Raw genomic sequence first — 11,399 nt, 5'->3', positions numbered from 1 at the left:
CTTCGATAACTTTATTGCTGATTTACCCTGTCAATTCAAGGCTCGACTGGGTTTTTCGGTGTGCGAAAGTTGAGTTAAAAAATTTAATTCCGCAATGATTCTACCGTCGAATCAACGACAAGCATTTTGCTTCATATCTCATCTCGGTCTAGTGCATGATGGACCGGATAATAAGGAGGCAGTTTTATCGGATGGAAAACCCCGCCGATTAGCAAGCGACGGGGCCAGAGTGACTAAGTATTATAAAAGTGCTAAGAAGAACCCACTATCAACAGTACTTATCTATCATCTCCATCACTTGATTGATCTTAACAGGCTTGCTTAGGTAGTCGTCCATTCCTGCAAGTCTACATTTTTCAGAATCGCCTTCCAAAGCATAAGCCGTAATGGCAACAATAGGTGAATTCTTACCTTTTTCCCGTTCATAGGCCCTAATTCTCCTTGTAGCTTCATATCCGTCCATCTTCGGCATTTGGCAATCCATGAAGACAATATCATAATCATGTTCTACACAAGCTTTCACAGCATCAAAGCCGTTTTCGGCTATGTCGCATCTCAACGCTCTAGATTCTAGGAGCTTCGCAAAATATTCTCGATTGTTTTTGTCGTCTTCTGCCAACAGTATCTTCGGTGTCTTGGCATATTTCGCTTCTCGTGCTGTATAACGGGTGACAAAGACATCTTGCGTTTCTATCCCATTTTCACCGCCACCAACAATGATGGATAAACACTCCAAGAGTTCACTGCGCTTATACGGCTTAGACAGATAACCAGAAAACCCATTCGACTTGGCTTTCTTGGCTTCACCGATACCTACGATCGATGTAAGCAAAATAAGTGGAATATTTCGAGTGGTTGGAATTGCTTTTAGTGCTGTTGCAAGGGCGTATCCATCCATTTCGGGCATGTGATTATCAGCCACCACTGCGTGGTATTTCCCTACGGAGCTATTTTGACTGATTAGCATACTGATAGCCATAGTAGCACTTTCTGCTTCGTGAACCATACAACCTGCTTCTTCCAGATAGCTCTTAGCTATTTTTCTGTTTGATGACGTATCATCTATAACCAAAATCCTCTTACCGCTTAAAATAGAGTAATCGCGTAAAAATTGCACTTGCTCGTTCTTTGCTTTTTGAAATGGTATGATAAAGCGGAAAGTGCTTCCTAATCCTTCTTTACTTTCCACGTCGATGGAGCCACCCATCTTTTCAACAATGTTCTTACATATTGAAAGACCTAAGCCAGTTCCGCCATATTTTCGAGTCGATGAAGCATCACCTTGGGTGAAAGGATGGAAGAGTTTATTTAATATTTCAGGAGAAATGCCAATCCCTGTATCGACCACTTTAAACTGTATTTCCATAGAATTGTCTATTTGCCTATAAAGGCTTGCATCCACGAAGATTTCGCCTATTTCAGTGAACTTAATGGCATTGTTTATTAAGTTGGTCAACACTTGTTTTAATCGCGATGGATCGCCGTGAACCGTCTGTGGAATATCTAACTGGACAAAAAGATTAAGAGCTAGCCCTTCTTTATCTGCTTGAACACCAAAGGGAAGAACAACTGACTCTATTACTGATCGAAGGTTAAAGTCAACCTCATCCAACTCCAATACACCCAACTCAATCTTTGATATATTTAATATGTTGTTGATTACGCTGAGCAGGCTTTCGGAAGCAGAATTTATATACTTCATATATTCTAATTGTTCTTTTTGTAACCCTGTCTCTTTCATTAGATCTAGGAAACCGATAATCGCGTTTAGAGGTGTACGGATTTCATGAGACATATTAGCCAAAAACTGACTTTTTGCAATATTTGCTGATTCAGCTTGTTCTTTCGCTTCAACGAGTGCTTTTTCCACACGCCTACGGTCAGTAATATCTCTCGCAGCTGCATATATTAACTTGCCAAAAGGTTGCGAACGCCATTCAATATATCGATAAGAACCATCTTTACTCCGATAGCGATTAACAAAGTTTAAGACCTGCTTTTGTTCACTTAACTGTTTCATTGTAGATAGGGTGGCATCCAAGTCATCTGGATGGACGAACTCTAGAAATTTTCTTTTCTCCAATTCTTCAATCGGGTATCCTAAAGTTGTTTCCCAAGATTTATTGACTTTAAGAAAGTTTCCATCCACGTCGGCAATACATAGCAAGTCTAAGTTGATGGCGAAAAATCGATTCATCTCTGTTAAATCATTTATACCCGCAGATATCTCGGTAAACATTGCAATAAAAAAGTTGGGTTCAGGCGAAAATACTTTTCCAAGATACCATTTCTTTAGTGGTGGAGAGTAATGTTCGAACTCGTTACAACCGTCGGTCGAAGCAATTTCGGCTAAAATAGCGCTCCAGTTAAAATCCCCATCTTGGTTCTCCGATAATAGCTCTGAAATTCTTTTTCCGATGATATCTTGTGATCTAACTCCACTAATTTTTTCAAAAGCCCCGTTAACTTCCAGAAATTCAAATTCAAAAGGAGTTCCTACCTTATTGATGTGTTTACAATAGATGTACCCCATAGGAGAGTTTTTAATTACTGATTTATAAAAATTCTCGTTCACAACGCGACACCTTCCCCCAACGACTTGTACATTGAGTACTTCTTCGCATTAATTTGAGTTTGAAAGCAATTTTTTTATCTTGTCTTGATATTAATTTCACTTCGACAGCGTCTGTATAATTCCTGTTTATTATCTAAAAGGGAAACGTAACAATCCTAAGATTCGAGGACCGCCGTTAAGCGATCCTCTTTTGTTTCTTACGATGCTTCAACCGAATTCCCACTCTTTTGGCTTCAACAGGTAACCCACCGACATACTCCACTGGAACTTCCCGTCGGGAGCGATGTTTCTGCTGCCATTCACTGAAGACCGGGTACTCCGTCTTGCTGACCTTATCGGGCTGGTTCTTTGAATCCCGGAGAATATAATTGGTCATTCGTTCTAGCTGATCGCCGTCCGGTACCTCCCCCACCTGTTTTACATATACCTCAATCAGATCATCCACAGCCTTAATCCGCCATTGTACCGGCATATCTTGAGTAGACAGGTGGTCCACCGCTTTTGCGAAAGACTCTTTATAATTGACCTCTGCTGCAAACACCATCACGCCACCTCTTTCTCTTCATTGACCTCTGATATTCGCTTAATGGCCGATCGAACGTGGTCGCTGACCGCCTGTTGAGAAATGTTCATCCAGTGGGCTGCGTCCTTTTGAATGAAGTCGTGGATGAACACCAGCTTCAACGCCTGCTTTTGCCGATGTGTCAAGTTAGCTTCTGTAATGGATTGTGCTAAGTCCAGCAATAACAAACTAGCGTCATAGTCACCACGGAGGAACCGGGATTCACGCACATGGTGAAGTTGAATGAGTAAAGCGTAGATTCCCCGTTCGCTATCTAATGGATATGCCTCATCCAATCGCCGTTCCTTTGCGGAGAAATCAATGACTTTCCCCAGTTAGGCCGCCTCCTCTTGAATATGAAGTAAAGCATTGTCAATTAAGCAGTACAGTTTTTTCAGAGTACCCTCGTTAGTAATCTCGAAGTCCGCATCAATCTGCTCGCCCAATCGCTTCATACGCTGAATCCGTGTGGCTGCTGAGGAATTGATTTTTACCACATAAAAACCAGCTTCCAACAGGGAGAAATATTCATTCCACTGGCGAAGGACGGTGATGACGATATCATCAATCGGGCCAGTTTCTCTTTCGATTTGGCGTAAAACATAGTTCACCCAAACGTCGGGATCAACGTCTCTCAATGCCTGTCCGACACCTTGATAAAGAGCACGGGGTTTATTGTCTTCGTCGGATTGGGGGAACAGTTCTTTACAGAGGTTGCGAATAGCGTCACCAAAGGCGAACTTCCTGAACCCGTAATGATCCACCAAATAATCGGCAGCGGTATCCTTACCGGAACGCATCTTCCCTGTTAAAGCGATTTTCATTATGCAATCTTCCTTTCAGATTGTTGTTTATCGATGGCTTCCCATTGTTTGAGAAGGTTAAGTCTTTTCGCCAACCGTTGATAATACTCGATGTCTTGTTGTGAAAAATAGTGCTTCTCTCACTGTGCGACTACATTATTCATAAAGGTGATGAACAACCGAGCCTCCCCTTCTGCCAACATCAGAGCCTTGCGGTAATCAATCACTTTTGCCATCAGCACGCCCTCGCTCTTGCCACTTCGGCATAGTCCTCTTCGCGTTCTATTAGGATGAAGTCGAAACCATTCTTTCTGGCTGCAACCGCCGTGCTGCCGCTTCCTCCAAATGGGTCGAGGACGATGCCTCCCGGCGGAGTCATCAGTTTAATCAGCCATGCTATTAGGTCGACCGGTTTTACAGTAGGGTGATGGTTTCGGCTTTTCACTGGCTTACGCTCACGGCCGTCCATGGTGTACTTGCTGTTAATTACACCACGGCCTGTGCCGGGATAGGTGCGCCGTTCTTCGAGGTCAATGACGTTACCCTGCCAGTCGCTGTTGCGGTCTTTTTTACTGGACTTCTTGGAGATTTCTTTTGGCGTGATGTTGAAGAATGGGCTGTACCACTCGTCATCATCTGTGGTTACACAGTTAGCCGGGAATCGGCCTTCCTCTGTTTGGTCTGAAGGGACTCGGCAGTCTCGGATGTTGATTGCACCCGTGCCGTACTGTTCAACATTACCGCAAGTATTGCCCTCCATGGGCTTTCTCGCCATAATTACCGGCTCATGTGCGGGCTTGATCGATGTACCCCATCCGTCCCATTTCTTAGCGAGATCGGTTGCTGGTTCGGTAATGTAGTGAAAGATCTTCCCTGTCTGCTCCCCAGCGAACAGTGACGAGCCATACGCTCTGCCGTGGCCGTTGCGTTTATCGGGTACTTCCCGTTCACCGATGATATGCCGTTCCACCCCGGCCCGTTTATCGAAGGCTTTACTCACGTCCATGCTTTTCGGAAAGCCACTGGTGTACAGCCATTCGATTACATCTCGGATTTCAAACCCAGACATCCGAAGGGCAACAGTCATGAGGTCTTACGTTCGTGTTCCAGAGAAGCACAAGATGTGGCCACCAGGTTTCAATACACGATAGACCTCTCGCCAGATGGCGGGTCCCGGGACGAATGAGTCCCAGGACTTACCCATGAATCCTTTGTTTCTGTGGATATAGTCTTCACCGGCCATCCACTTTGAGAAAACTTCACGGAAATTCGGTTCTTTGGAGAGACCGTACGGTGGGTCAGTAACACAGGCATCTACGCTATGATTCGGTAATTTCTTTAAGAGGTCCAGACGATCTCCTTGCAATACCTTATTGATAGATTGCAACTACAATTCCTCCCTCCAATACATGGTTCATTTCTTATTAACGGATAACCCCCTGATTTATTAGAAACTTGCGAGAACTTAGTGATCGTTCGTGATATCTCATGTTATAATTTATATATACACTAGCAAAATGTTAGTTATTTGTAGGGGGCCATTATTATGCACCATTTAACTCATGATGAACTCGTCGCTACTTGTCCGAAATCTGAAGGTCCATCTTTTCTTTGTTCTGCATCAAACTTTAAGATTATATTAGATAAAGACTCACTTACGATTATTCCAAACATTGATATAAATATAGTTACTGTTCAAAATCTATGCAAATACACATATATACATTTGTTATCAATGTTACCCGGGAAAAAGGTATTAATCTTCGATCTTTCTAACGTTGGTTTTATTGATTCATCTGGGATTTCATTTTTCTTCATATTTTATAAGGAGGCCAAAGCACAGGGTCTTGATTTTAGAATAATAAACGCCTCACCATTTATAATAGAAATACTAAGGATTGTAAAATTAGATACTATATTGGGTTTATAAATTTGAAACGCATTCTTTTCTATCCCACATCGTTGTCGGCAGCTTCCCCACGGTATCCATCAGCAACTCATACACGTCCAGGTCCATTACATCGGCCTGGGCGTTGTTGTTTTTAGCCACTAGTTGCCGCAGGGTTGGTCGCTGTTCCCGTAACTTCCGCATCGCTCGGTTATGGCCCTCAATATGAGGACCGTGGTATTCCTGCAATGTCTCCCATTTCCCGGGGTCAAGTCCCGGTTTCAACACCCCTATTTGAATAAAAAATCTTATTTTTTATTCAAATCTGGAATCTAGATCCATTTAAAAGGTTGTAGCATTTTTTGTCGAATATCCCCCTGTACTAAAAGCTACAGGGAGGAATTTGAGATGGCTACAATGGAAGATGTAGATATTCTATCTGCGGGCGCAGCCCCACTAATTGCCGCTTACTGCCGGGAAATCGGAATTGCAGATATCGTCAATGATATGGTTCGTTGGGATCGCGATCAGTGGTCAGTGACACCCGGCGATTTGTTGGTTACCTTAATTGTCAATCTCCTCGTTGATCGAGCTCCACTCTATCGTGTTCGCGATTTCTATGAAAATCGTGATTTAGATTTACTTTTTGGCCCTGGTCGAGTTCCATTATCCGCCTTAAATGATCGTCACTTTGGTACCCTCTTGGATCGCCTATTTGACGCGAATCCTAAGCTGGTTTATGAAGCGATTTCTACATCCGCCATTGTCAGTCATCACATTGACTTGCGGCAGCTTCACTCCGATACCACCTCCCAATCGGTCTATGGCCAATATGACCGTGATGGCGAACTTCAGATCACCTATGGTCATAGCAAAGATTACCGCCCCGATCTGAAGTAGCTTCTTTATGGGTTAATCGTAGCGAAGGGAGTACCAATTGCCGGAAGAGTGATGGACGGCAATCTGTCCGACCGAACATGGAACCGGGAAACCATTGAAGAACTGGCCCAGTTACTTGTTCCTCACATTGGACGAGGACTGCTGTATGTGGCCGATTCCGCCTTGGTTTCATCGAAAAACCTAGAGGTTTTGGCGAAGGAACAAATCCCCTTTATTTCTCGCCTTCCGTCCACATATAAACTGGCCTCTGAATTAAAAGAAGAAGCTCAATCTCGTGAGCAATGGACCATGGTGGGCAAGCTATCGGATAAAGCCGATGCCGCCGTGTACCAAATTCAAGAACGGACAGGTCAGCTTTACGACCGAACGTACCGGTTCATCGTGGTTCATTCTAGCTCATTGACGCAGCAAAAAAAGAACACCATAGACCGTAAAGTGATCAAAGAAAAAGCCGCATTAGAGAAAGACTGTACAAGTTTGCGTAAGAAAACCTTTGCTTGTCAATCCGATGCGGAGCAAGAGCTTCAATCATTCCTCAACGCACGGGAATCCTGTTTTCATGAACTAAGCGGAACCGTTTTTTCTGTTCAGAGAGAGAAGCCTCGCCAAGGGAAAGGGCGTCGACCGGTCAGTTACGTGCCCCAATACGAGACGCTATGGCAAGTGGATTGTGCCATCGGTGCATTGAACACAAAGAAAATCGATGCAGCACTTCGTATGGAAGAAGTGTTTATTCTGATGACCAATGAAATGGATACGGAGAAACTTCCTGCAATGGACATTCTCCGCAAATATAAAGAGCAGCACACCGTCGAAGCAAGATTCCGATGGTTGAAAGACCCCACTGTGGTCGATCAAATTTGGCTTAAGAATCCGAATCGAGTGATGGCCTTAGGATATATCTTCCTCATCGGTCTGCTAGTCTATTGCCTGTTGGAACGGAGAATCCGGAAATCCTTAGCCAAAGAAACCAAACCCATCCGGCTTCATGGAAATCGATTAACGAAAGCGCCTACGGCAGCAGCATTCCTTCAACTGTTCTCTGATATTGTTGTCATGAACAGTGTACTGCCAAATCAGGCGATTCAAAGAGCCCTCCCAAAACGATTTCAAACTGACGAGTTGAAAAGAGCTCTTAAAATTGCCGGATTTGACTTGGATATTTACACGACAGTCCCGCTGGAATAGCCAACTTTGATTAGTTTAAAGATGTAACTGCATATTATTTAAATTTAATTACTGGGCGGAGCACTTTAGGGGTGTTGAAGATGGGTACTGACAGCTCCAAACATCGAATTAACGATATCGCGGGTTTCCCCTTGAGCACCCCGTTCCCAGATGCGCTGCTTAAACACGTTCTTCACCAGGGCCTCCTCGGAAAAATCCAACATGAACGGTGGCATCATCACACCGACAGGATACAAAGAGCGGATGGCTTGAAGTGATTCTTCGGGGTGCTCTTTTCGAAGCTGTTCACAGCGGGACAACTGTTCCCCCATCATCCGGTGGTATAGCCAAGGGTCTTTTGATTCATAAGGAACCACAAATCCCCACGGCTTGTTCGCACGGAATCCTCCTGCAATCCGGCGATTGCGGATGGTGTAGGTGATTAGGTGACCGTAGGCCGTCTTGCTCACACCTATATAAAGGAAAGTTACCGTCTCACCACGGATAGGCTCATAGGAATGACCGGCTTTGACCATACCGTTCAGGAAGCGGTTGGTATTGCCCATATCGTCATACTTGCCGAGGTAAAGGGCCGATGCGAAGGCACTGGATTTTCTACCATCGTCGGTGGCTCGTAATGCGCTCACTCGGCCATGCTGGATCGGCGTGAATCCCTGTTTAACGAAGTTTTCGTTGATGAAATACTCTAGGTTACAAATGTCGTTAAGTCGTTCCGGTTCCAAGTGGATACGCTCATTCCAACAAATTGGATTGCGATCAATATTAAACCGACTCACTTTTTCTGCTTCACTCACTTTCTTCCCGAATTGATTCGCGGTTAGCGTCAATCGCGTATTGAATTCTTTCGGCAACCCATGCCAGCACAGCCGCCTTTACCAAAGCGTTTGAATCGGGCTTGTCGTTAAATATCTTGCTTCGAAGAAGTTCTTCAGCAAATAAAAACTCATCTCGCAGAGCAAACAAAGTCGCAAAATCTGTAGCCATTTTCAACTGCCTCCTAAATTCGCTTATCCTGCTTGTTGTAGTTCATTGAATTTCCGCTCCGAATACTCGTAATTCTTCCGAACATCGCCCCATGAGGACACCTTTGTGAAATAACCAATCACCCTAGTCATATAGTCAACAATCGCCTCACCACAGATTGGACAGTTCTTACCGGTCCCCACTATGGATGTATGACCACTGGTGCAAACCCCGAATCCATAATTGATGGCGAAGTGTTCAACTCCCTCTGCTAAGGAAATCAAGATGAGTTTCTTCATTATAAGAGGGTCGGTAATCCTTACTTGAACATTCAGGTGGAGGATGCCGCCACCGCTGACATGCTTCATGAAACGACCAGTCAAGTGAATTCGATCGGTGGTTCCCATCAGGGCGATTAGTGGAACATACTGGTTTGAGTACAATTCAAAGGGCTGTAGCTTCTGATACAACAGTCGGTCCTTTTTCGCCAATGTCACCGCTGTGCTCTCCGCCGGGATTTCCTCGGTGTTGAAGGAGTAACCCGTTTCTTGACTAAAAGCTACAGCATATTCCTCCGTTTTCTTTAGCACTTTCTCAGTGAACGATTGCCCTTCTTCACTCTCCATCGGCATTCCCATAAACTCGCACATCTCATATTGGCCGTGAATCCCGATAGTGGAAAACAGCATTTCTAGTGAAAACCAACCAAGCGGATTAAAGAATTTTAGGAATCCCTTCTCAACCCGTCGGCGCAGAATCTCTTCCCGGTGAACCAACAGCAAATCCTTAGCCATCTGCGCTCGCCGTTCCCGATCATTGACGTACCTGTAGCAAATTGCAATCTTGGAGCCTTCATTGGCGTAGATATTCAGCACGCCAAGTTTGACGTTAATCCGACTGATAAATTCGAGGAAGTCTTCGTCTAGCGGCTGCCGGTTCCCATCCACACACAAGTTAGCCGTCATGACCGGAAAGCGGTATGGCAGGCCGGTGGCCGGATCGCCGTTAGCAAAGAACTCTGCGATGATTATCTGGATTTGTATAATGTACTCCACATCGACTTCCGAGCCATCGGGGTAGCGATATTCGGAGAACAGTTTCTTAAGGTTTTCATGGTCAAAGATAGAAACGTTAGAGAACGGTGACTGCCCACTCGTTCTAAACTTGTTGTTTGCCACGTGAACAAACTTCTTCCAGAGGTTTACGATATAATCCCTATCCTCTTTCTTTTCCGGATTGCGCCCTTCCTGTTTTAGATACCACGCAAGGTTGACGATACGATCCCCGGGAGCCACCGCACCTGCAAACTCCTGACTTAAGTCCATCACGACTTCGGTCACTTGAGCCATGAAGCTGTCCGATCTTTTTGGCGGTAGACTTCGCAGTTGTCCATAAGGCCCTCCTTCAACCATCAAGTTCGCCGTGGAAAAGGCAAAGCAGTATGGAATCTGAATTCCTTGCCCAGAGCTATCATGGAAATACAACTCGCCCCGCCATATGGCCGATATCAGTTTATTAGCCCGGTGAAGGCCGAAGCGTTTTTTGCTGTACCGCCACAGCAGATAGTACCCTTCCAATTTCAAGATGCCTTTGGTGACCTCCGCCTGATAGTTGTTGGCAGACAGTTCCTCATTGGAGTTAGCGTTCTGATCGACGCTGGCATCGGCCAACCGTTTAGTGAAGTAATCATGAGACATCTGCCCTACGTCGACCTTGTTCGGGCTGATTCCCTCTAGTTCCAACATCCTCAGTCCAATAGGATCCTTTGCGAACTTCTGATAGAGCGTATCGAAACCCGGTTCAAAAGTGAGGGATATCTTCAAGCCACATTCTCCTTCCGTTGTTCCACAATGATTTGATTGGGACTGGCCGGGAATCCGCCAGTGTGTAATTCCTGACGGTATTCCCCGGTAATGATGACGTCGCATAGGTCAATAATGTCCTCGGAAATCGAGAAGATATTGTGACCAGTGTATAGCCAGGTACTCAATCCGATGGATTTGACAGCTGACAACAACGTCTTCAACGCATCGGGCTGGTCCATCGGCTCTCCGCCCACAAAAACCACCGCGTCATAGAATCGTTGGTTGGCTCGGATTCGTTGGATAATCTCGTCGGTATCAGTCTCTTCCCCACCGTCAAAAGACTGCAGTTCGGGATTGTGGCAGCCAAGACCCGTCGGCATCCTTGAAAAAAGATGCTGAAGGCGATACCGTTGGCATCGGATGTATTCAGGTCGTTGAATCCAGCAATCCGAACTGTGGCCATCACGCCACCTCCGTTACGCTGTCCACAGTGACCTTCCATTTACGAAATCCCTGCCTGTCCACCCACACCCAGAACTCAAAGTCAATTACTTCATCAATGTTGTGCTCTTTAATGGTTGCTTGGATATCGGCGATCTCTTTTCGATATGCCGCCATAGAGAACCGCATGGTTCGTTTGTATTTGATACTCTAAAAGTGATCCACTTTTAGGGGAAGTGATCACGAAAAAAGTGAGCCACCGAATTTCCAATTT

The 11,399-nt window shown here is 45.0% G+C and carries 15 protein-coding genes; 3 read left to right on the top strand and 12 right to left on the bottom strand.

The window, feature by feature from the left end:
- Nucleotides 1-268: 268 nt before the first annotated feature.
- The 6 genes from GJ688_RS18520 to GJ688_RS18495 all read right to left on the bottom strand — a co-directional run bounded on the left by GJ688_RS18520 (nucleotide 269) and on the right by GJ688_RS18495 (nucleotide 5,327).
- On the bottom strand, nucleotides 269-2,575 hold the full coding sequence (locus tag GJ688_RS18520) for a PAS domain-containing hybrid sensor histidine kinase/response regulator (RefSeq protein WP_155477998.1): 2,307 nt from the start codon (nucleotides 2,573-2,575) through the stop codon (nucleotides 269-271).
- 175 nt (nucleotides 2,576-2,750) lie between these two features.
- Nucleotides 2,751-3,116, bottom strand: coding sequence for a hypothetical protein (locus GJ688_RS18515; protein ID WP_207708843.1), 366 nt, complete (start codon nucleotides 3,114-3,116; stop codon nucleotides 2,751-2,753).
- Nucleotides 3,117-3,118: 2 nt separating this feature from the next.
- A complete protein-coding gene (locus tag GJ688_RS18510; RefSeq protein ID WP_235911103.1) occupies nucleotides 3,119-3,433 on the bottom strand; it encodes a sigma factor-like helix-turn-helix DNA-binding protein in 315 nt (104 codons plus the stop codon).
- Nucleotides 3,434-3,472: 39 nt separating this feature from the next.
- Nucleotides 3,473-3,961 (bottom strand): deoxynucleotide monophosphate kinase family protein, encoded by a 489-nt coding sequence (locus GJ688_RS18505; protein ID WP_155477996.1) that lies wholly within the window; start codon nucleotides 3,959-3,961, stop codon nucleotides 3,473-3,475.
- 214 nt (nucleotides 3,962-4,175) lie between these two features.
- Nucleotides 4,176-5,027: a site-specific DNA-methyltransferase gene (locus GJ688_RS18500; protein ID WP_155477995.1), complete on the bottom strand. Its 852-nt coding sequence runs from the start codon at nucleotides 5,025-5,027 to the stop codon at nucleotides 4,176-4,178.
- Nucleotides 5,028-5,033: 6 nt separating this feature from the next.
- Nucleotides 5,034-5,327: a DNA methyltransferase gene (locus GJ688_RS18495; RefSeq protein WP_155477994.1), complete on the bottom strand. Its 294-nt coding sequence runs from the start codon at nucleotides 5,325-5,327 to the stop codon at nucleotides 5,034-5,036.
- Nucleotides 5,328-5,486: 159 nt separating this feature from the next.
- On the opposite strand from GJ688_RS18495, the gene GJ688_RS18490 reads away from it, so the two are divergent.
- A complete protein-coding gene (locus tag GJ688_RS18490) occupies nucleotides 5,487-5,870 on the top strand; it encodes an STAS domain-containing protein (protein WP_155477993.1) in 384 nt (127 codons plus the stop codon).
- On the opposite strand, the gene GJ688_RS18485 is transcribed toward GJ688_RS18490, so the two are convergent.
- Nucleotides 5,865-6,113 carry a hypothetical protein gene (locus GJ688_RS18485; protein ID WP_155477992.1) on the bottom strand — a complete coding sequence of 83 codons (249 nt, stop codon included), beginning with the start codon at nucleotides 6,111-6,113 and terminating at the stop codon, nucleotides 5,865-5,867. The two genes, GJ688_RS18490 and GJ688_RS18485, sit on opposite strands and share 6 nt — an antisense overlap.
- A gap of 123 nt (nucleotides 6,114-6,236) precedes the next feature.
- Between GJ688_RS18485 and GJ688_RS18480 the strand changes: the two genes are divergently transcribed.
- Both GJ688_RS18480 and GJ688_RS18475 read left to right on the top strand, forming a co-directional pair.
- The gene (locus tag GJ688_RS18480; protein WP_155477991.1) at nucleotides 6,237-6,728 is read left to right on the top strand and encodes a DUF4277 domain-containing protein; all 492 of its coding nucleotides are present in this window, start codon (nucleotides 6,237-6,239) and stop codon (nucleotides 6,726-6,728) included.
- Nucleotides 6,729-6,743: 15 nt separating this feature from the next.
- Nucleotides 6,744-7,916 (top strand): IS1634 family transposase, encoded by a 1,173-nt coding sequence (locus tag GJ688_RS18475; protein ID WP_328597401.1) that lies wholly within the window; start codon nucleotides 6,744-6,746, stop codon nucleotides 7,914-7,916.
- A 65-nt stretch (nucleotides 7,917-7,981) separates the two neighbouring features.
- Here the strand turns inward: GJ688_RS18475 and GJ688_RS18470 are convergent, their stop codons facing one another.
- The 5 genes from GJ688_RS18470 to GJ688_RS18450 form a co-directional block, all read right to left on the bottom strand.
- Nucleotides 7,982-8,692, bottom strand: coding sequence for a hypothetical protein (locus GJ688_RS18470; protein WP_170292149.1), 711 nt, complete (start codon nucleotides 8,690-8,692; stop codon nucleotides 7,982-7,984).
- Between the two features lie 10 nt (nucleotides 8,693-8,702).
- Complete coding sequence (locus GJ688_RS18465; RefSeq protein WP_155477988.1) at nucleotides 8,703-8,900, bottom strand: hypothetical protein; 198 nt, start codon at nucleotides 8,898-8,900, stop codon at nucleotides 8,703-8,705.
- Between the two features lie 23 nt (nucleotides 8,901-8,923).
- Complete coding sequence (gene nrdD / locus GJ688_RS18460) at nucleotides 8,924-10,702, bottom strand: anaerobic ribonucleoside-triphosphate reductase (RefSeq protein WP_155477987.1); 1,779 nt, start codon at nucleotides 10,700-10,702, stop codon at nucleotides 8,924-8,926.
- The gene (locus tag GJ688_RS18455; protein WP_235911102.1) at nucleotides 10,699-11,064 is read right to left on the bottom strand and encodes a 4Fe-4S cluster-binding domain-containing protein; all 366 of its coding nucleotides are present in this window, start codon (nucleotides 11,062-11,064) and stop codon (nucleotides 10,699-10,701) included. The genes nrdD and GJ688_RS18455 overlap by 4 nt, the downstream gene beginning before the upstream one ends.
- Before the next feature lie 82 nt (nucleotides 11,065-11,146).
- Entirely contained in the window at nucleotides 11,147-11,302 is a 156-nt protein-coding gene (locus GJ688_RS18450) for a hypothetical protein (RefSeq protein ID WP_155477986.1), read from the bottom strand.
- Between the last annotated feature and the right edge of the window lie 97 nt (nucleotides 11,303-11,399).

This window comes from Heliobacterium mobile, from assembly GCF_009720735.1.
Taxonomy (GTDB): Bacteria; Bacillota; Desulfitobacteriia; order Heliobacteriales; family Heliobacteriaceae; genus Heliobacterium; species Heliobacterium mobile.
The sequence above is the reverse complement of the archived record's forward strand: the minus strand, read 5'-3'. Positions and strand labels throughout refer to the sequence as shown.